Here is a 21,784-nt window from a genome sequence, read left to right on the forward strand (position 1 = left end):
CTCCGGTTCGAGCTGCAGGGCGTGCGCGTTGCGGTGCCGAGCGGCGGTCGTCGAGCTTCCCGCACGCGCGGGTTGTCTCGTGCGCGCACGCCCGATACGGTGCCCCGCATGCAGCGCGTGTCCAAGAGCGAGGTGAGGAGCCGGGTGCAGGCCGCCGGTCTGCGCGCGACGGCGCCGCGCGTGGCCGTGTATCAGCTACTGCTCGAGAGCCCGCGCCCCCTCTCGCACGGCGAGGTGGTGACCCAGCTGGCGAGCCCGGACTGGGACCAGGCCACGATCTACCGCAACCTGCTCAAGCTGGTCGAGGCGCAGCTGGCGTGGGTGGCCAGCCACGTGGGCGGCGTGGCGCGTTACGCGGCGCGCCACGGGGACGAGGAGCCGCACTACCACCCGCACTTCTCGTGCCGCACGTGCGGGGCGGTCGAGTGCCTGCCCAAGGCGCGCTTGGCCTCGCCTGTGGATCCGCGCTGGCGCGAGGCGCTGGCGGACGCGGAGCTGCAGCTGGTGGGCGAGTGCCCCAGCTGCCGCGAGACGGCGTCCGCAGGCTGAGCGGCGCTCGTCCGGCCGCCACGCGCCACGCTGCTGGCCCTTCAGGACCCGTAGGGATAGGGGTGCTGAGCGCGTCGCCAAGCGGGCATCACGCGCTCGCCCATTGACGTTCTCGCCGTCAGCCTTTCGGGACCGCCGCACGCGCCCGCCGCCGCGTGAACCAGGCCGCGCACGCGAGCAGCAGCCAGAGGACGCTGTGGTCGCGCGGGCTCCCCACGCTGCATCCTCCGCCGCCCGACGTCTCGATCGTGCAGTCGCTCGAGCAACCGTCGCCGTTCGCTTCGTTGTCGTCGTCGCAGCCCTCACCGGTGTCGAGGACGCCATCGCCGCAGACTGGGAGCGCACAGTCCGCCTGGCATCCGTCACCGTCCGTGGTGTTCTCGTCGTCGCAAGCCTCGCCCACGCTGGTGTCCAGCATGCCGTTGCCGCAGGTCTCGTCGGAGAGGCAGTCGGCGCTGCATCCGTCGCCGTCCGTGTTGTTGTCGTCGTCGCAGACCTCACTCGCCGCGTCGAGCACCCCGTTGCCGCAGGTCTCGTCGGAGAGGCAGTTGGCGCTGCATCCGTCGCCGTCCGTGTTGTTGTCGTCGTCACAGACCTCGCTTCCGGCCACCACGCCGTCGCCGCAGCGGGCGGGGTCGACCGTCAGGCTGTTCAGCGCGCAGGTCCCAGTCGACGCACCCGTCACGGTGACGCGGACGATGGCCGCTGTCGCCGTGCTGGGCGCCACGGCGTCCGCGACCAAGTCCCACGCGAAGCTGACGTTCGTGGCTGGCGTGGTGATGCCGGTGGCGGGGTTGCTGGTGGGCGAGCCCGTCGCGGCGGTCGCCGCATGGAACGTGCTGCCGCCGTCCGTGGACCACTCGAACAGTAGCGCGACAGTCCCCGAGCCAAACTGGTCCGCGTCCACGATGAGCGTGGCCAGCGAGGAGACGGTGCTGCTCATCGCGGGCGCGGTGATGCTACAGGTCGGAGCGGGCGCGCTGACGGTGATCATGCTGCTCACCGTGTCGGTGCCGCCCGCCGAGGCCGTCACGGTCAGCGTGACCGTGTAGGTGCCGCCCGCCGAGTAGGTGTGCGAGGGGTTCTGTTGCGTCGAGGTGTTGCCATCACCGAAGTCCCAGGCCCACGCGACGACGTTGGCGCCGTTGGCTGCGGTGGAGGTGTCCGTGAGGGCGACGGTCAGGTCGTTCACCTGATGCGTGAAGGCCGCGACAGGCGGGCTCGCCACCGTGACCTGGCCGCACGACGCGCTGGCCCCTTGGTCGTTCACCGGCGTGAGGCACACCGTGTACATCCCGCCCGTCGCGTACGTGTGCGTCGGGTTCTGCTGCGTCGACGTCCCGCCATCGCCAAAGTCCCAGAGCCATGACGTGATGGCCGACGCGCCGGGCGTCGACGTGTCGGTGAAGACCACGGTCAAGCCCGAGATGTCCGTCGTGTAGCTCGCGCCAGGGGTCTCCAGCGTGATCAGCATGCTGACCGTGTCGCTGCGGCCGTTTCCGTCCGAGACGGTCAGGGTGACGGTGTGGGGCCCGGAAGAGCACTGCCCGATCGAGGTGCAGTAGTCGTGGATGGGGTTCTGGGCGATGGAGCCCCCACCGTCACCGAACATCCACGTCCAGCTCGTGATGGCGGCTGGGCCGGTGGACGTGTCCGTCAGGAACACCGTGTCACCCGTGACAGTGAACGTGAACGCCGCCGTGGGCCCCTGGGCGGCAGCGCGGCCGCTCCAGCTCGCGACCGACACGAAGACCCCCACCATGACCGCTGCGCGGACCAACGCACTCATGAGCACCTCCAAAGAGTCGACATGCGGTGCAGGGTAGCCAGTCGACCTGGGTGTGTCTCGTGCGGATGGAATCTTGCGCTTCAGGTGCCAGGAAGCGCCGCGCGCTTGCCTCATGCGTGCTATGCGGATGCAATTGCCTCCGATGCGCGCCGAAGGCCGCGCCCGGCGTTCGTGCGGCGCTCGAGGTGCTCTTGTGAGCGAAGGCCTGCGACCGTCGCGCAGCACGCGCGCGCGCTTCGTGCGCTCGCGAAGCGCACGGAGCGGACTACTGCTGAGCTGCTGCAGATGTACGTGCTCGAAGCATTGTGGAGGGACACTTTCCGCGGCTCGCGCGGCGTTTCGCGCCGTTCAAAGCATCAACCGGACCGGCGGTGAACCCTAAACTGCCCGAGCAGACTCAAATGCAACTCAAAGGCAGCGGGTGAGCACAGTTTGCGCGCTTCGATGCTTGTAACGTGTTGAAATAGCAAGTGAATGGTGGAGGCGGCGGGAATCGAACCGGCCGAAGTTGGTGCGAATTCGCGTGTTTGCCGTGAATCTGGCGATCTTCGGAGGCGGGGAGGGCACGCAAATGCCGCTTGTTCGCGCTGGTTGGCCGCGCGCTGTGCCGCGCTGGTGACACGACGGGCTTGCCCTTCTCGCGGCTGACGACGGTACGCTCTCGCGCTCTGTGGGGCCATGCGCGGATGGCGACACCTGACGTCGGTACGGCTCTGGCTGGGTGGTCGGATGTCGCGGCGCACTTGGCAGGAGCACTGCCGCTTTGCACCCCCAAGGGACCGCCAGGTTTTCAGGATCATGGGACCAGGGGATGGTCCGACGACACTGGGCCGAGCATGCCGTCTGATCGTAGCCGTGTCACGCCCGGAGGAGCCGGAGGCGACGACGTACTGGGCTACCGCCGCCCCCGGCGGATGGGGTGGTCGGGCCTGTTGATCGGGACCGTCGGGGGAGCCTCGTCGCCGGTGACCTTCGGCTTGAGCCGATGTCGGTACGACTCGCCTTCGACGACGAGGTCGTAGGCGTTGTTGATGGATCGGTCGACGGCACTCTGGGCGAGCAGGACGTCGTCAGAGGTCGCGATCCACTCCGCAGTGTCGCGGTTGCTCGTCACGATGGTGGGGGCGCGGCCGTTGCGCTCGACGAAGAGCTGGTAGATGTCGCGACCTTCGTCACGGGTCATCGGCTCGAGCGCGAAGTCGTCGATGATGAGCAGGTCGACCGTGGTCAGCTCCACCATCAACGCGTCGCGCGAGTTGTCGACGCGGCTCTGCTTGAGTCGCCGCAGCATGTCGTCAGCGCGGGTGAGCATGACCTGGAAGCGGTGCCTGCATGCGATGTGGCCGAGAGCGGTCGCGAGGAATGTCTCCCCACGCCGTGACCCATCAGCGACACCGGGATGATCGGGGCGGGCAGCTCGGTCAGTCTTCACGCCATGGCGAAAGCGCGACGGGTTGACGACGAGCTCGAGGCTCGGCGGTGTCTGCAGGCGGTGGCCGCGTCGGGGCGGTCGCTCGGGGCGTGGGCGCGCGAGCAGGGCATCGATGGCCGCTCGCTGAACGCGTGGCGCGTGAACCTGGGCCGGCGCGAGAACTCGGCAGCCCGACCCACGAAGGCACCGGTGAAGCAGGTGCGCGGGGGCCTCGTGGAGCTCGTGCCCACCTCACGGCCGACGGCGCTCGGGGGCACGGGGCGCTACGTGCTCGAGGTGGACGGCGCCCGCGTGGAGTTCGGCGACGACTTCCGCGAGGAGACGCTCACGCGGGTGATGGCGGTGCTGCGCAGGTGCTGAGCCTGCCACCGACGGTGCGCGTGTTCGTGGCGGTGGACCCGGTCGACATGCGTGGCTCGTTCGACTCCCTGGCGGGCGCGGTGCGTCGGCTGGGGCTCGACCCCGTGGACGGGCACCTGTACTTGTTCATGAACAAGCGTCGACGGATCGCGAAGGCGTTGTGGTTCGATGGCTCGGGTTGGTGCGTTCTTGCGAAGCGGTTGGAGGCTGGAAGCTTTCAAGTTCCACCCTTCGATGGTGCACAAACCCAGGTGCAGATCGACGGAACGGCGTTCGCGTCGCTGCTCGCCGGCATCGACTTCACGGCGGCGCGGCAGGGCTGGTATCGACGGGCACGAACGGACGTTGGTCGGTAGGGGATCGACAGCGATCGTGAGGCGTGATCTCTTGCCGTCGTGGTCGACGTCGCCGCGCTTCAACGAGAGAATGCCGAGCTACGCGGGCAGGTCGCGCAGCTCGTCGAACAGCTTGCGAAGCTGAACGAGCGCGTCGCCGAGCTGCTGGCCATCGCCCAGCGCAAGCAGCGCAAGACGCCTGCTCCGAAGCCCCCGGTGCCGCCGCCCACCGTCGAGGGCGCCGCCAAGCTCGCGTTCGAGGACCGGCCGCAGGCGCCGGAGAAACCCGACGAGGAGAAGAAGCCCAAGTCGCCCGTGAAGCCGACGGGCCGCAACAAGATCCCCGCGCACCTCGAGGCCGAGGAGCACGTTCTCCGACCGGACACGTGCTCCCACTGTGGCAGCACCGCGCTCGACGCGGCCGAGGAACTCGCGGAAGAGAAGCTCCATGTCGTGAAGGAGCATCAACGTCGGCGCCGCGTGCTGCGGACCACGTGTCGCTGTCGCAGCTGCGGCGGACGCACCACGCCCCGCTCGTTGCCGGCGCCCTATGACCGCTCGAAGGTCACCTGCGAGTGGCTCGCGTGGTTCGTCCATCAGAAGTTCGGGCTGCTGACGCCACTCGACCGCATGCGCCGCGACCTCGCTGAGCGGGGCGTGCCGCTGGCGATGGGGACGTTGGTGTCGTTCGTCGAGCGCGCCGCGGACCTGCTCGCGCCTGTGGATGGCTACCACTGGCGGCAGCTCCTCGCGGGCTCGTGGATGGCCACCGACGGTACGGGCATCAAGGTGATCGTGCCCAAGCTCCCGGTCGCTCACAACGGCTACATCGAGCTGTACCGAAACCACGAGCTCGCGGTGTTCCAGTACGAGGCCGACAAGAGCAGCGAGTCGGTGGTGTCCAAGCTCGCGCCGTTCAAGGGCAAGCTCACGGCCGACGCCGAGCATCGCTTCAACGCGGTGTTCGAGACGGGGCGTGTGATCGAGACCGGCTGCAACGCTCACGGGCGCCGCAAGTTTCGCGACGCCGAGGCCACCCAGCCAGGGCTCGCCAAAGAGGGCGGGGCGTTCATCGGCGCCATCTACGGCGAAGAGGAGAAGGCGCAGGCGCTCGGTCTCGTAGGCGAGGCGTTGCGAGAGCATCGGCAACGCTACATCCGGCCGCTCGCAGACGACTTCGAGCGGTGGCTCGCCGCCGTCGAGCCCGTGCTCCTCCCCTCGGAACCGCTCATGGCGGCGGTGCGCTACTACAGAAACCACCGCGATGCGCTCTTCCGATTCATCGACGACCCGGACGTCCCCATCGACAACTCGCCCACCGAGCGCGAGTTCCAGAACGTCGCGAAGCTGCGCCTGAACATGCTCTTTGCCGGCAGCTCCGAGGGAGCGCACCGTGCCTGCGTCCTGCTCGGCATCGTGGCTACCTGCCGCGCCAACGGGGTATCCGTCCAGGCCTACCTTGCCTGGGCCTTCGAACGGCTCGGCACCCACCGCGACGTGTTCGGGCTCGACGTGGCCGACATGACGCCGGCCGCGTTCAAGCGCTCCATGCTCTGAACCCCATGCACACGGCGAGCCCCCGACCAGGCTCGCACGGGCCGACGTCCGTCGCATCCCGGTGTCGCTGATCGGTCACCCCACGCCGACCGGGCCCAGGATGACGACGTTGCGCGCGCTCTCGACGAAGCGGAGGCACACCAACGCGTCGAGCACCTTCCGGTCGAAGTGGACCTTGCTGGAGTGGTCCCAGCGCTCGAGCACCATGTCGCGGTTGAGCCCAGCGCTGTGGGGCTAGCGCGGTGACGCGCCGCCGTGGGGTTTGGGGTTCGCTCACGTGCGCTGTGTGCTTTCCGCTGACGATGGGGTGCACATGGACGCGACGGAACCGCTGAAGACCGGGTGCGGCGCGGGGACAAGGTTGTCAGCCGCTGCCGTCCCGACGCGAACCCTGTCGGTGATGGGTGCCTCGCTACTCGGGCCAGTTGATCTGGTTCCGCTGCAGGAAGTACTCCCCTGTGCCCGGGGAAAAGACGACGACCATCCGACGCGCTCTCCGGTGCTCAGCGGCCAGCGTCGCGTCTCCGAGACTCACTTCTGCCCCAAGCTGCGGACACTCCAAGTACACGCGAACGAGCGGCCCGTAGGGCCCGCGTATGCCCATGTATATGCGGGTCATTGACGACGACGCGCAAGGAACGCTTGGTGACACGCTGGACACGTACTCGTCCAATCCATGCTCCACGTCATGAAGGTGGTGCTCTTGCAGAGGCCACCTCGATCCCAGGCCAGGACCGTCGAACGGGTCGGGGTTGTCGATGCGACCGCGATGACCGTCGACGAGAACCAAGATGTCATTCGTCCGCTTTGCCGGAACCACCATGCTGTCCGCGTCGCATCCACCTGTGAGCAGGCAAAGTGAAGCAGAAATCACGGCAGAGTAGATGCGCCAGACGAGACGTCTTCGTGTCTCGTTCGACGCGATAAGGGAGTCAATCATCTCAGTACGACGCCCTAAGGTGCATCCCGTGCTCGCGCCGAATGTCGTTCTCGGAAACGTGCTCCGCGCCGTCGTTCCACTCGATGATGAGGCCCGACGATGTCTCGTAGACATGTGGTATTCCGACGGTCCTCAGCTCTTCGGCCTCCTCCATGATCGTTTGTCCTTCTGTCTGATACGCTCCTACGTCTGTGCGACGGACTCCGCGCCGATTGTGGTCGGCGTGAAGTAGTTCGTGGAACAGCGCCATTGCTGGTTCTGAGAGTAGCTCTCGGCTGATTGTGTTCGTCGCCAGGTCCACGCGCACGACCTCAAAAGAATCATTCATGCTCCATCTCACGTCCGTGTCCGCGGCGACACCGTTCGTGCCAGCCCCTGGACCCCCGACCGGGGTCGCATACGAGTGTGGTTCTTGCGTCGTGGAGATGGTTGTCGTGTGTTCTGTGTCATTGGCAATCGACCGAACGAGTGCCAGTGAGTGCCTGTATTCGGAGGATGCGTTGGGATCGACCCAAATCTCACCATTCCGGATCTGCATCTGTTGTTCGCTGAGTCCAGTCATTTGCTGTAGCGTCCAGAGGATCGCTTGCTGGTCTGACGTGCTTCCCTGCACTCGTATGACGGTTCCAGTGCGGTCGACGAGTGTGGTCGGAGATGTTGAATATGCGTGAGATGCGACAGCTTGGGCTGCGTGACATGTCGACTCTCTAAGCGCAGCAAGTGTGCTGAACAAGGGATCCGCGGCGGTCCATCGCCCCGTTCTGGTGTCCAGGTACCTTGCGGAGTGGTAGCTGAGCCCGGTGCTTCCATCGCGCTCCTGCCCGGTGTAGCTGCGCTCGGGGAGATGCGCGGACTGGGCCCTTGGATGCCCGTAGGGGTAGTGCTCCATGCGCTGGAGGACGCCGCCTGCTTCGTCGGTGGACAGCACGACGCTGCCGAGGTGGTCACCGTGCCAGTACTCGACGAGCGGCTCGTGTGCGACGAGGAGGGTACGGGCTGCGGCGCGGAGGGTGTCGTCGACGCTGCGCTGGCTGTCCACTCCAGGCACGCCACTCACGCCGGCTTCGTTGGCGCGTACGACCCATGCGTCGGCGGCGGTGACGCGGCCGTCGCCGCCAGCGGGGGCGCCGTCGGAGTGGGTGGTGGGGGCGAAGAGGGCGCTCTCGACCTTGGCGACGCGCTCGCCGTTGAGGCTGACGTAGACGGTGACGATGCCGTCGCGGACCTCGAGGTCGGGGCGCAGGTAGTGGGTGCGCTGGCCGTCGTCTTCCTTGAGGACGCGGTCGCGGGTGGCGCCGTAGGCGAAGCGGGCGACCGGCTCGCCGGAGTCCGCTGTCTCGACCTCGGTGAGCCTACCCATGAAGTCCCAGGTGTTCCGCTGGCCCTCGCGGGTGAGCATGTTGCCGGCTTCGTCGTAGGTGTAGGTCTGTGCGCCGCCTGCGGCCTGACCTGAGATGCTGGAGACGGCGTGGGGGCCTGCGCTGGTGCCGTCTTGTCCGTAGCCGAGCTCACCGAGGTGCATGAGGCTCTCGCGACCGCGGTCGGAGCGCTTCTCCACCAGGTTGTCGATGGTGTCGTAGGCGTAGCTGAGCGACTCGGCGGTGAGGCGGCCCTCGTCGAGGTGGGCGGCGGTGAGGCGGTAGAGGGCGTCGTACTCGAAGCGGCCGGCGCTGGTGGATTCCGTAGGCTCGGCCGGGCGCGCGTCGTTGAGGGTAACCAGGTGGTCGGCGCGGTTGAAGCCGTAGCTGTAGTCCTGGAGCGTGCCGCTCGGGCCGTTGGTCTCGAGGGTGTCGAGGCGCAGGCGTGCGTCGTACGTGCGGACGGTGCTGGTGCCGTTCGCGAAGTTGACGCGTGCGGGGAGGTTCTGGGGGTTGAAGGCGACGGAGGTGACGATGCCTGAGACGGATCGCTCGCGGGAGAGTCCGTCGTGGGTGCGTGCGAGGGAGTAGCCGCCCGGGTAGGTGGTGGCGGTGATGCGGTTGGCGTTGTCGAAGGTGTCGCTGACGGTGTAGCGGACGCCTTCACGCAGCGAGTGCGTGGTGACGAGGCGGCTGCGCGCGTCGCGCACCATGCGGTCGGCGCCGCGCTCGCCGTCGAGCAGCGGATACGACACGCTGGCGGCCATGCCCTCCGAGTATACGCACTCGGTGCAGGCGACGTCGCGGTCGTAGCGGGTCTCGACGACGGTGCGCATGGGGTCGCGTTCGTCCCAGAAGGCGGTCTGGCGGTTGGCCTCGTCGAAGCTCGAGCGGGTGGTGACGCCGCGCGCGTCGGTGCGGGTGAGGGGGTTGTTGGCGTCGTCGTAGGTGAAGCGCGTGATGCCGCTGTCGGGGTGGGTGACCTCGGCGATGCGGCCGGCGAGGTCGTACACCTGCCACTGCTCGTTGCCGTGGTCGTCGAGCAGGCTGCGGATGCGGCCGAGCGCGTCGTAGCGGAAGCCGATGACCACCGGCGGGCCCTCCGCCGCGAGCAGACGCTCGAGCCGCAGCGTGCGGCCGAGGCCGTCGGCCACGGTGGTGGTGGGCGTGTTCGCGTGCGGGCTGCTCGGGTCCAAGTCCTCGCCATCGTAGGCGATGGTGCGCAGGGGCTGGTAGTCCGTGCGCAGGGTCGTCGCCGTCCCGTAGACGCTCTCGTCGGGCTGCGTCACGTGCAGCACGCGGCCCGTGGCATCGAACTGCGAGCGCAAGACACGCACGCCCGTGGGCGCGCTGCGGTCGCATGCGGCGGAGGTGCCGAGGTAGGGCTGGTAGACGCGGCTGGGCTCGCCCTGGATGTTGAAGGTGACGTAGCCGGTGGCTTGGTACGTCCCGTCGCCGACGGCGGTGCGGTTCTGGACGGTGCGGCCCATGCCGTCGACGCAGTTCACGGCTTCGAGGTCGGGCGTGGGGCTGCCGGACACGCTCCGCGTGCGCGTGATGATGCGGCTCACCGGCTCGACCAGGTCGTAGGCGTACTCGGTGGTGGGCGTCGCGAGCGTGTCCCCCGGCTGCGCGATGCCTGTCACCCGCCCGTACTCGTCGTAGCCGTAGGCCGTCTCGCGGCGCTCGCTCATGTTGGTGGTGCCGACGACGCGCATCCACGCGGTGGAGCTCGTGATCTGCTCGAGCAGCGGCTCGTACGCCACCTCCATGCGGAGAGCATAGAAGTCGCTGCGCACGGCCGGGTCGTCGAAGAGGCGCAGCTCCGCGGTGGGCAGCACGCCGTCGGCGTCGTACTCCATCCGCACGTCGTGGCCGTTCGGGTCGCGCGCAACGGTGACGTTGCCGTGCGCGTCGTGCGCCAGGCGCGCGGTCTGGATGAAGTAGCTCCCGCCTGCGTCGCGACGTGCTTCGGTCCGCCGCGGGGTCCCGCGCGTGAGCGTCTGCCAGGGCAGGCCCACGAAGTCCGGCCCGTCGTAGTACGTGCGCTCGTCCGTGACCTCGGCACTCCCCTCCACGCCGTACATCTGCTTCTGGTACACGGCGCGCAAGATCCACCGGCCGCTCGTCGCGCTGCCTGGCGCGATGAAGCGCTGGATCTCGTGCATCTCGTCGCCGCGGCAGCTGGCGTCGCAGGGCTCACCCTGGACGTCGGGGCTGCGCCCGTTGCAGGCGGTGCACGCGCCCCCGCCCACCGCCGTCACGCCCAGCTGATGCTTCTCGGTCTGGTTGCCGTAGCCGTCGTGCGCGTAGGTCTCTTCGAGGGTGACCCACTCGCTCGCGGCGGCGCCCTCTTGGATCACGGTGGTCTTGCGCTCGGGGCACAGCCAGCGGATGGGGTACGTCACGCCCGCCGTCGCGATCTGCGCGAGCGGGCAGTCCGCGTACACGTAGGCCTCGGTCGACAGCACGCGCCCGTCGCTCTCCACCTGCTTGTCGGTCACGAGCCCGTGCCGGTAGCGGTCGGTCACGCCGAGGTCGAAGTGGTGCACGCTCCGGCCGTCCTCCATGGAGTCGTCGCCTTCCGCGAAGACCTCCACCTCGCCGAAGCCACGAAACTGGCTCTCCTCGCCGTCGTAGTAGCCGTCGCGGTAGTGCATGCGCTGGATCTGGCGCACCTGCGAGAGCGTGTCGTACGTCGTCAGCTGCTCGAGCACGAGCATCGCGTGCGGCAGCCGGTGCTCCCACGCGTCGGGCCCGCCGTCGCGGCCCATGTGCGCAACGGTCGTGCCGTAGGTCATCTCGATGACCTTGCCGATGCCGTTGTCGATGCGGTTGAGGAGGTTCGGGTGCTCGGGGAAGAGCTCCACGTACGTCACCATCCCCGACGCGTTGATGTACACGACGTCGTTGCTGCCCGAGCCGTTCATGTCGGCGAAGCGGATGCTGACCTCGCTCGTGCGCTCGGGCAGCGAGCCGTTCAAGTCCGCCGAGGACAGCGTCTCCATCGGCTCGAACTCGGTGCCGTCGCAGTTGAGGGCGAAGCGGATCTCGGTGCCCTGCACAACCACGACGTCGGTGAGGTTGTCGCCGTTGAGGTCCGTGAACTCCATCTCCGCGGGCGTCAGCGTGCCCGGCAGCCCGAACATCTCGCGCGCTGCAGAAGCGAAGTCGCCGTGGCCCAAGTTCATCCAGTAGAAGACCGCGCCCTGCACCGCTTGCACCACGTCCACCATGCCGTCGCCGTTCATGTCGACGAGGCGCAGGCCGTCCGTGCTGAAGCTGCGGCTCACGCCCGCGATCGGCGTCGCCGCTTGATACACGCCGTTGTCGTTGCGGTGGAACCACGCGCCGCCGCTCTCGAGGTGCACCACGTCGATGGCGCGGTCGTAGTCCACGTCCAGAAAGCGCTGGTTCGCGTCGGACGTGAAGCTCGGCAGGCCCGTGTCCATCAGCGCCTGCGCGTCCCAGTCGCCCGTGCCGCGCCCGAACAACACGCGGTCGTTCAGCCCGTCCACCATGTCCACGAACCCGTCTCCGTTCAGGTCCACCATCTGCACTTCCGGCGACGACAGCGCCATCGCTCCGCTGCCCGCCGTCGCGCTGGTCATGACTGGCGACAGCGACGTCTCTCCCGTCGCGCTCACCGTCTGCACGAACAGCTGGTGCACCCCGCCCGTCGTGTCCACCACGTCCGGCAGCGCGTCACCGTTGATGTCCAGCAGGTCCGCGTCACCCGTGCGGAAGTCCACCCCCACGCTCCCGATCGACCGCACGTACGCACGCTCGCAGCCCGGCGCGCCGCTCGCGCACCCCGGGTCGAAGCCGCGCGTGTACGCGAAGCGAAAGAAGATCGGATACGGGTCCACGTCCCCCGTCCCGTACGTCGTCACCCGCGCCAGCCGCGTCAGCCCGCCCGTCAGCGTGTACGGCTCGTAGCTCAGCTGGTAGCGCCGCAGCTGCGTGCCCTCCACCAGCACGCGCACGTGCCGCAGCCGCCGGTTCAGCAGCACCTCCACGCCCGGCTTGCCGTCCGAAAGCACGTCCTCGCGCACTTCGTACTCGAGCTCCACCTCGTAGCGCGGGTCGCTGCCCCCACGAAACACCCAGCCGATGTGCACCACGTACGGGCGCCCGCCGTCGAGCTCGTAGTCGTACCGGATCCGGTGGTCGTACGTGTCCACCATCTCCACCAGCCCGTACGAGTACGTCCCGCGCGAGCCCGCCATCCGCGACTCCGGCACGATGACGCCCGCCGCCGTCGCGCCGTAGTACCCCACGCGCCCGTCCGGTAACTCCGCACGCCAATAGCCCTCGCGCCCGTTGCCCATCGCCCCGTCCGCGCCCAGCCACGTGTAGCGCACGAACCCGCCCTCGAACCGCGCCCGGTACGTGCTCGACCCAGGCAGCCGCACCAGCTCCGTGCCCTCGTGCGCGAACAAGTCCGCCGCGTCGTAGTCCGGCACCCCGCGCGACGTCATCCGCTCGATGCTGTCGACCCCACCCAGCGACCAGCCGAGGCCGACCGAAGACTGCCCGCCCGTGCTCGCGTAGCTCAGCCGCAACGATGGCGCGAACCCGTTGTACCCAGCCGGCACCGAGAGCGGCACCCCGTACGACACCACGCCCATGTTGAAGTTGATGCTCGCGTCTTCACCAACACCCTCCAGCGAGCCTGGCCCGCTCGGCAGCTTCAGCCGCGATGGCGAAAGCCCCCCTCCCTCATCTTGCGCCTCGGCGGGGGTGCTCCACACCAGAGGGAGCCAGCACAGCGCGACAACTACTACCCGGTTCACGTTGGACCTCCCACCTGCATGATGAGTCGTGCGCACCATCACACGGCGCCCACTGCATCGCCAGCGCTTCCGACACGGCGACACCGCCCACCTTGACTGGGGACGCCCTGTACAGCCACACTACACGCGTTCTGGAAGTTGCCCCGTCATCGGGTCCTGGAGTGGGAGACGATACCGGGGGGGAGTTTTGAATGCTTGCGTTGTGCTGGAGGCACGTGCCTCCAACGGTCCTGGTCTGTGTGTTCTTGGCGGCCGCCTCGCTCGTAGGCTGCAACTCGAATGGTGGTGTGGGGAGCGGCGGCGCACGGTGCTTCTCGAACCGCACCTGCCTACCCGGCTACATCTGCGACAGTGACGATCGTTGCCGTGCCTGTGACCAGGGTACGGCAGGTTGCGACTGCTTCGGAAACGGCACCTGCGCCAGCGGGCTCCGCTGCGAGATGGACATCTGTACGACTGGGACCAACCGCATCGTGCCCCAGGACCCACAGTGCTACTCGCCGTGTCAGACCGGCTTCACCGACGGGGACGGCACCTATCGGGCCTGCTCGGTGGAAGGGCTGATGGAGGGATGTCTCGACGGCTTCGTCTGCGTCAACGGCTCCTGCGCGGCTTCGGCCGAGGATCCGGCTCCATCGTGCGCGACTGACGCCGAGTGCCCCGACTTCCAGGTCTGCATCCTCGGCAGCTGCTACTCCAACTGCGAGTACGACTCGGACTGCGGCGGGATGGCGCGTTGCTACCGGCATTCGTGCCGAGTGCCCTGTTCCGCCGCCGATTCGGAGTCCTGCCCGGACACGACGCACTGCGAGCTCACCGATAGCGACTTCGGCTACTGCATGCCCTCTCCCGAGCCCACCGCAGCCCTGTCCAACTCCGAGGTCGAGGGGGCTTTCACGCTCAGCGCGACGACCGTTCGGATGACCAACGTGGACCCGGGCGAAGTCCTCACGCTCACCCACGACGCGCCCCGGTCGATCGACTTCACCGTGCGCAAGGTCTCCCACACGGTGTTTGGGGACACCCTGGTGCACGAAGAGAACTCGCCGATGCCCTGGCTGGGCGTCGGAGCGCCCGGTGCTGTGCAGAACGTCCAGACGTACACCGTCACCGTCCCCGCAGGTTCCACCGGGGTATCGGTGGAGCTGCTCAATGCTCAGACAGGTCCGCCCCCGCGTTGGGAAGGTGTGCTCGAGGTGTCCAGCGAGCTTGGGACGCGGCGCGTCACCATCGCGTACTCACGGAGCACCACAGGCCGCTGGATGGGCAAGGTCTTCTACTTCACCCAGTTCGGCGATGTGGGCCTCGACGCATGGGTCAACGGCGGGCCAGCGAGTGCCGTGGACAACGCTCTGATCCAGCGGTGGGACGCCCTGCGGCGAGGCGACCTCTCCACGTTCGAGTTCGAATCGATCCTCACCTCCACCATCACCGAGTCTTGGCGCACGGCTTCCGGGCCCGGCTGCGGTGCGGTCGCGTGCTATCCCAGCGTCACCTCCAACGCTGGTGGCGCCGGGCTCGGTGTGTACTCGACGGACGCCAGCGACGGCGTGCCCAGCGGCATCGTAGAGCTGCCCATTGCGCTCGACATCCGACTCGATGACGCGACGCACATGACCGGCCGGATCGCGACCGAAGAGAGTCTCCAGTACGCCGGCGACCCAGAGGTTCGGCTCGCGTTCGAGCAGGACCCCACTCAGTGTTCCAACCTGCGGCTGGGCACGTGTCTCGGCTTCCTGTCCGACTTCTCCGCCACCATCGCGGTGGGCGGGCGCTACGCCACCACAGCGGGCGACTCCAACTGCGCCGCGTCGTCGGGCGCATACGAGCACACGCGCACTCCGTGGCTCGTGCCCGGATTCCTCAGAGACACGGCGGAAGACCCCGAGACGGGTGTGAGGTACTCCTACGAGTGCCGGGACGACATGCAGCCCTTCGGTCTCGGCTCGGCGTCCCTCAACGCTAGCCTCTCTGGGTCGAACCCCATTCCGGATGGCCGCGCTCGCGTTCGTCAGCTTCAGCTGGTGGATGGCGCGCTCGTCAACCAAGAGCGCATGTATGTCTTCTTCCGCGAAGACTTCGAGGGAGAGTTCGTCGGCGGGGCTACGTCGGACTTCGGCGCCTACGGCCTCATGGTCCTCACGCGCGTCAACGCTGAGCTCGAAGACGAAGCGTACGAGGGCAATGCGCAGGCGGACGATCGGGACATCTCCGTGGCCCTGTCCGACGCTGCACGGTGCGACGCGGGCCTCCTCACGCGCACCAATCTGACGGCGGCTCCGGCCGACGCCGTGCGCTTGGCCAACGTGCTCATCAACGGCAGCGCTCAGGCGCCCACGGGCGGCGTCATTTCGTCGGGGATGCACTACCTCTGCCACGACACAGGCTTGTTCGACGGTGGCCCGTATGCGGTCGGAGCCGTCACACCATGCCCTGCGGGCAGTGGCGTCACGTACTTCCAGTGTCAGTCGGGTGCCTGCACCGGGAACCTTCGGACGCTGCCTTGTCAGAACAACGGCACGTGCCAGACCGTGTTGAACAGCTGGGTGGCGGCGTCCGACACCAATGTGCTGCTAAACCCGCTGTACTCGTGCAGCGACGGGGCCTACTGCGACGACGACCGTAGCGACCTGCTCGACGGGAAGACGTTCTACGCGCCCGGAGCGTCCAACGGTCTCGTCTTCAACCCAATCCGCGTCGCCATTGCGGAGGCGTTCCGCTACAAGACCCAGTTCCAGAACCGCGAGGGCCGCAGCATCGGCTTCGCGCCGCAGATCTGCGTGCCTGGGTCGACGGCGAACCCTTACTGCTACGACCCGGCCGCGATCGAGGAGATTCGCGACCGTGTCAGCTGCTTGGCGTACCTAGGCACCAGCCCGGCGCACCGTACGGTCCTGAACGGTCAGACCGCCACACGCGACGCACTCGACGACTTCCTCACCGTGGCGTTCTCGTACGAGACCATTCCTGACCCGACGCTTCCCGTGGACCCGACGGTGGATGGGTTCGAACCACTGTACGCGCAGCTGCTGATCATGCTGGGCGACGAGCAGTACACCCAGGCGTTCCAGTCCCGCTTCGACCTGGCGGGGCAGTCGCTCGTCAGCTTCGAGGGGCGCTTGTTCGAGCCTCAGGGCATCGACCTGTCCGGCGTCGCTGGCTTCGAGATGTACACGCTGTACCAAGCGGCGCAGTACTACGAGCTCGCCCTCGACCGCTTCTATTCGCTACTGGAGTACTTGTGGGCATCCCTCGCGAACTCGAGCGTGTCCGCGTTCGTGACCCAAGAGACGATCACTTCGTACCTGGGCCGGGTTCTTCGCGCCTCCACGCAGCGCGCGAGGGCCTACGGCGAAATCGCGCGCCGCTACCAAGGGTTCAACCGTGCGGACTTGGCCCGGCGGGTCGTCGAGCGGAGCTACACGTCCGCTTACCTCGAGTCGATGGTCATCGCTCGGTTGATCGAAGAGGTCATCGAAGTGCGCGCCAGCCCCGCAGAACGCGACCAGCTCGTCGCCGAGCTCGAGCGTGCCGCGACGGTCTACAAGATCGCGCTACTAGACATGCGCGAGCTCTACGGGGACTTCACGGATGAGCTGAACACCTTCGGATTCGCCCAGGACTACATCCCGCTGCCCGCGCTCGACCCGAACGGCCCGAACGCTGTCGAGACCTTGCTCGCGCGCGCGCGGAACGCTGCGGCTGTCGCGGCGAGTCGCGAGGACCTCGCCATCAACTCGAGCCGCACGTACGAGACAGACGAGGCCGCGTTCCAGTCGGAACTCACGAACATCCGCAACAACTACGAGAACCAGCTGGCCGAACTGTGCGGCACGATGATTGGAACAGATGGTGTCGTGTACCCGGCGATCCGACGCTACGCCCACCTCAACCCCACGGCCGCTGCCTATCAGGACCCGTGCGGCGTGATGGGGAACGGGGCCATCCACAATGCGTCGGCCCAGATCGAGATCGCGGGCATCGACATTCAAGGGATCGGAAATGCCTTCTTTGCGAATCAGGAAGCCATCAAAATCGAGGAAGGTCGAATGGTTGCGCAGTGCGACCTCATCGACGACCTCGCCGACCTCGAAGTCATAGCAGCCGGAAGGGTGAGCAACCTTCAGGGGCGACTCCGCACTGCTCAAGCCGTTGTGGATGAGGTTCAGCGAGGTGCGGAGAATGCTTTCCGGACGCTGTCACTAATCAAGTGCACTCCGCCAACTGTCGGGACAGCGAATTCGCCCGGTGACTGCCCCGCGGCGGTTGGGGTTACGGTTGCGTACACCTCGGTCCAGGCCGCAGCCATGGTGGCGCGGGCATCCCAGCTCGCGATCACGAACAATCTCCAGACCGAGATTGAGCGTGTGCAGGTCCAGCTCACGGACGACCGGGCGTCCGTGCAGTGCCAACAGTTGCTGGCAGATGGCCTTGCTCGGACCCAAACGATGGCTTTGGAAGCGATTCGACTCGAGCTCGATGCGACTCGTGCTGAGTACCAGCTTCGCCTCGCGTTTGCGGAAGTTACGCGACTGCGGAACCAGGCCTCGCGTGTAGAGGCAGAGCAACGTGAGTCGGAGCAGCTGGCGATCAACGTGCAGGCCGCACGCAATGATCCGAACGTGCGGATCTACAAGAACGACGCCATCATCAACGCGGATCTTTCCTTCCGGACCGCGGTCCGTGAGGCGTACCGAGCGACGCGTGTGTTCGAGTACTACACCTCCCAGAGCTACGCCCGCGTCGACGAGCTAAGCTTGGTTCGGTTGGTGGCGCGGGGCGACCACAACCTAGAGAACTATCTCGCGGACCTGGAAGAGGAGTACTTCGTCTTCCTGGAGGACGTGGGGCGACCGGACAACCGCGTCGACATTCTGTCGCTCCGCGACGACGTGCTGCAGATTCCCCGCTACGCGGACGACGGCACGACGCTGACCCAGGCGGAACGTGTCGAGCGCTTCCGCGTGGCCCTATCCGACCCGCAGTGGCTGAGCCCGAGCGGCCACCTGACGATCCCCTTCAACACGTCGGTCGCTCGACTCTCCCCGTTGACGCGGAATCATAAGCTCTCGCACATCGAGGTCGAGCTGATTGGGTCGGACGTCGGCGACGCGGTCGGTCGCGTGTATCTCACCGTGTCCGGGACTGGGCTCGTCACGGGGATCAACGACGAAAACAGCTTCTATCGCTTCCCCGAGCGCACGGCGGTGGTCAACACGTTCTTCAACGGCGTGCGGAGCTTCACGCCCGACATCTACCAGAACCAACGGTTGCGAGAGCGGCCGTACGTGAACACGAACTGGGAGTTCGCCTTCAACCAGCGCGACGAGTTCGTGAACCAGGACGTCAACCTCGGCTCGCTCACCGACGTTCGCATCTACCTCTACTACACCGACTTCACCGCGTTCTAGTCGCGGTCCTCCATGCGGAGCCTGAACATGAAGATCCTCAAGATTGCCTTCTTCTCACTCCTCCTCGTCGCTGGTTGCGGCGGTGGCAACGGCGGCGGAACAGACGACATGGGGCCAACCCCAGACTCGGGCTGCCCCGTCGGGCAGCAGCCCGGACCGAACGGCTGTGTGCCTGTCGACGACTGCGGTGACCTGGCCTGCGCAGCCCAGCACAGGGTCTGCGATACGTCGGGCCCTGTGCCGGCATGCGGAGCGTGTGAGCTGGGCTACTTCCAGAACGGGAACTTCGAGTGCGAGGCCGGTGGTACCTGCGAGCAGCTGGCCTGCGCGAGCCAGAATCGCGTGTGTGTGATGGACCCAGAGCCACGATGCGACGAGAGCTGCGTCAGTGGATTCGTATGGGACTCGACGTTGGGGGCGTGCCGGACACCACGTACCTGCGCGGATCTCGGATGTGCCTCGATGGGGCAGGGCTGCAACGCTGAGACGTCCACGAGCGACGCGCAGTGCGTGACGTCCTGCCCGGCGGGGGAAGGATTCGATCCGGCCAGCATGACCTGCTTCCGCTGTGGCAGCGGCGGACTCGCCTCGGCCAGTTCCTGCAACCTGCCAGGCCAGCCAGGTGAGACGGGACGGCTAATCGTCGAGACTGGCGTCGCCAACGGGGTGTGCTTCTGCGAGACCGAGCCTGGGTACTTCCCCGAGCAGAACCACGCCACGGCGTGCGACGCCGATGGCGACGGTTGGGTGACGTCGGCCGCAGTGAACTCCATGGAGAACGCGCAGGCGAACGTTCGTGTGAACGCGCGGTGCGCGCTCCGGATGGTGGGTGAGTTCCGGCTCACCAACGAGGAAGGTACGTCGCTCGCAGAAGCCACGGCCGCGCCACTGCCGTTGTACGAGAGTCCGCGAAATGACGGCTCGAGCTCCGCAACATTGCCGACCTATCGTGGGGAGACCGTCCCCGCCGCGGTGCTCAACAGCTTCACGAAGGGTTGCGACTCGGTCACCGACGACTTCAACCACAACGGGCTCGCCGACGTCGACGAGGGCCAGACCGATGACGCGAGCGTCACCGGGTCGTCGAGCCTCCAGGGGTACTTCGACCGGTACACGGAGTACGCATACTTCATGGAGCTTCACGACGGGTACTTCATCGCTGGCACCGGGGGCGCACCGGGCACCTACGTTATCGCGGAGCGCCCTCGCACCGGTAGCGGGAACGGCGCTCTGACGCTCGAGTATGGCTCGGGAGCGACTGAGTACTGGCGCTCCTGCGATCGCCACGACGACACGCTCTACGTCAGCGGAGGGGCTACGAGCCGTGCGGGTGCCGACTTCTCCTGTGCTGGTGCAAGCGGCTGCAGTCGCGCAATGTTCCACCATAGCCAGTTCCGTTGTGTCGTGGGCCAGACCCTCGGCGGCTATGGGTCGGCTACCGCCGCATCGGCGCCAAGCCGTGTTATCGCCAACAGTGAGTCCGTCATCTGGAATGAGGGTGGGGCCAACCGGTCTCTGGGACGTACGAATGACTGCACACTCGAGTCCGCGACGTTTACCCACACGCCGGGCTTCACCAATAGCGATCTCCCCACGTTCGCCTGTGGGGCGCAGAACGCGTCGGACAACGGTCAGGTAGCCCAGTGGGTTGTGGTGGACTACTTGTCAGCGGCTCTCACAGTGAGAGACGGAACGACGCCGGTTGGGGAGATCAACTATGTACGCGGTTGCATCAACGAGTGCGACGAGCTTGGGGTGACGAGCTGCGCCGACTACGATGCGTCGAACCCTCACCAGCGCTGCTGGTCTGACCAAGCGCTCGACGACTTTGGGCGCAGCGAGTGCGGGTGCCGTCGCACCGATGGCAACGGCTCGTGTCAGCCTGGGGCAACTGTGGCTTGCGTTGCAACTTGCGGGTCGACAGGTAGCGGCACTTGCACGGCAGCTTGCGTGCCCCCCGCGGCCGCTGCCTGCACCCCTCCAGCGGAAACCTGTGATGGGAACGACAATGATTGCGACTCCTACACCGATGAGGGCGTGCGTCCGGTGAGCGGGGTGAGTGGGCTGGTCAGCGGATCGGGGACAGCTCAGTTCGACCTCGTGGGCATGTCCAACGGCTTTCTTGGCGTACGAGGCGGCGTTACGGCGACAACCAATTCCCAAGAACACATGTATCAGCTGACCGAATCGCTTGCGACGCGCGTCACTGCCACCGAGGAGAATGGTTCGCCGGCATTGGGGGCTGGATTCGACCGTCTCGCGCGCGTGTCGGGAACCAACACGATCCTTCGGACGAGTACTACATGGTTCTCGGGAAGTGCCGGCCACAGCCTCTACCGCCGGAACTTCCTCGTCAACGGCACCTCAGACGGGTGGCTGGTCGCGATCCTAGGTGGAAGCACTGGAGTTCACCCGGTGAACCACACCAACGTCGGGTCCGGTCTCTCGGCTGTTGCTCCGTTGCCCGAACCCTTGCTGTTCTTCAGCAGCGGTGGCGTGCTGGCGTCGATTCGTCCGTTCACTACGGATACTGCTACCACCTACGGCGGTATTGTTGCAGACGCGAATCGCGGCATCTCAGCCATCGCCTCTCCTAGCTTCGCCGGGGACGGTGTAGTGGCCTACGGGCGAACCGGAGCGTCGACGATCGGCATCGCGCGAGTTCGCGAGAGCAACAAGGTGGTTCAGGCGGCTGTCGTTCAAGCGGGACCCAACAGTGCGTACCCTCACACATTCGCTCTGACAGGCTCCTTGGTGGGCGTCGTCTCCAGGAAGTCCGACGGAAATCTCCTTCTCTACATCGTGGACTCGACCAACATCACTTGTCCGAACTCGGCGACCTGCCCGGTGGAACTCGGGGTAAACGCTCCGCTCCCGGCCGGTGTGAGCGAGGGCGACGTGCTCGAACAGGGGCTCTACGATGCGGTGTACTGGGAGGGTCTCATCATGGTCGCCGTGCGGACCGCCACGCAGGCGCTGTTGGTGGCCTACGACATGGCCGGAACTGAGCGCTACCGAACGGTCATGAATGCCGCCCAGCCAGGAGACGTGGCACTAGCTGTCAGTGACTTGGGCACGTTGGCTTACGGCATGCGCCACGGAATCACCATCAGTCACCGTCGCTACCTGACCTGTCCGTAAGATGTCATTCCGTTGCGCGTTCATCTTGCTGCTCGTCTGCCTCAGCGGTTGTGGGGGGGGTGACCAGTGTCTTCCGGGTCAACGGGACTGCGCCTGCACTGCACTGGGGGCTTGCC

At 66.8% G+C, this 21,784-nt stretch carries 10 protein-coding genes; 6 read left to right on the forward strand and 4 right to left on the reverse strand.

Annotated features, from left to right (window positions below):
- Positions 1-108 precede the first annotated feature (108 nt).
- Positions 109-549 carry a transcriptional repressor gene (locus H6726_27180; GenBank protein MCB9661361.1) on the forward strand — a complete coding sequence of 147 codons (441 nt, stop codon included), beginning with the start codon at positions 109-111 and terminating at the stop codon, positions 547-549.
- A 118-nt stretch (positions 550-667) separates the two neighbouring features.
- Here the strand turns inward: H6726_27180 and H6726_27185 are convergent, their stop codons facing one another.
- Positions 668-2,338 (reverse strand): PKD domain-containing protein, encoded by a 1,671-nt coding sequence (locus H6726_27185; GenBank protein MCB9661362.1) that lies wholly within the window; start codon positions 2,336-2,338, stop codon positions 668-670.
- 895 nt (positions 2,339-3,233) lie between these two features.
- Positions 3,234-3,770 (reverse strand): ATP-binding protein, encoded by a 537-nt coding sequence (locus H6726_27190; protein ID MCB9661363.1) that lies wholly within the window; start codon positions 3,768-3,770, stop codon positions 3,234-3,236.
- Positions 3,771-3,773: 3 nt separating this feature from the next.
- Between H6726_27190 and H6726_27195 the strand changes: the two genes are divergently transcribed.
- Genes H6726_27195 through H6726_27205 form a run of 3 tightly spaced genes read left to right on the forward strand, consistent with a single transcriptional unit; the run spans position 3,774 to position 6,022 of the window.
- The gene (locus H6726_27195) at positions 3,774-4,130 is read left to right on the forward strand and encodes a hypothetical protein (protein MCB9661364.1); all 357 of its coding nucleotides are present in this window, start codon (positions 3,774-3,776) and stop codon (positions 4,128-4,130) included.
- The gene (gene tnpB, locus H6726_27200; GenBank protein MCB9661365.1) at positions 4,124-4,486 is read left to right on the forward strand and encodes an IS66 family insertion sequence element accessory protein TnpB; all 363 of its coding nucleotides are present in this window, start codon (positions 4,124-4,126) and stop codon (positions 4,484-4,486) included. Before H6726_27195 ends, tnpB begins: the two co-directional genes overlap by 7 nt.
- A gap of 39 nt (positions 4,487-4,525) precedes the next feature.
- Positions 4,526-6,022 carry an IS66 family transposase gene (locus H6726_27205; protein ID MCB9661366.1) on the forward strand — a complete coding sequence of 499 codons (1,497 nt, stop codon included), beginning with the start codon at positions 4,526-4,528 and terminating at the stop codon, positions 6,020-6,022.
- Between the two features lie 75 nt (positions 6,023-6,097).
- On the opposite strand, the gene H6726_27210 is transcribed toward H6726_27205, so the two are convergent.
- Both H6726_27210 and H6726_27215 read right to left on the reverse strand, forming a co-directional pair.
- Entirely contained in the window at positions 6,098-6,229 is a 132-nt protein-coding gene (locus tag H6726_27210) for an ATP-binding protein (protein MCB9661367.1), read from the reverse strand.
- Positions 6,230-6,963: 734 nt separating this feature from the next.
- Positions 6,964-13,116 (reverse strand): VCBS repeat-containing protein, encoded by a 6,153-nt coding sequence (locus H6726_27215; GenBank protein ID MCB9661368.1) that lies wholly within the window; start codon positions 13,114-13,116, stop codon positions 6,964-6,966.
- Positions 13,117-13,331: 215 nt separating this feature from the next.
- On the opposite strand from H6726_27215, the gene H6726_27220 reads away from it, so the two are divergent.
- Positions 13,332-18,527, forward strand: coding sequence for a hypothetical protein (locus H6726_27220; protein MCB9661369.1), 5,196 nt, complete (start codon positions 13,332-13,334; stop codon positions 18,525-18,527).
- A gap of 27 nt (positions 18,528-18,554) precedes the next feature.
- Positions 18,555-21,668, forward strand: coding sequence for a hypothetical protein (locus tag H6726_27225; protein MCB9661370.1), 3,114 nt, complete (start codon positions 18,555-18,557; stop codon positions 21,666-21,668).
- Positions 21,669-21,784 lie beyond the last annotated feature (116 nt).

The organism is Sandaracinaceae bacterium, from assembly GCA_020633055.1.
Taxonomy (GTDB): domain Bacteria; phylum Myxococcota_A; class Polyangia; order Polyangiales; family Houyiibacteriaceae; genus JADJJE01.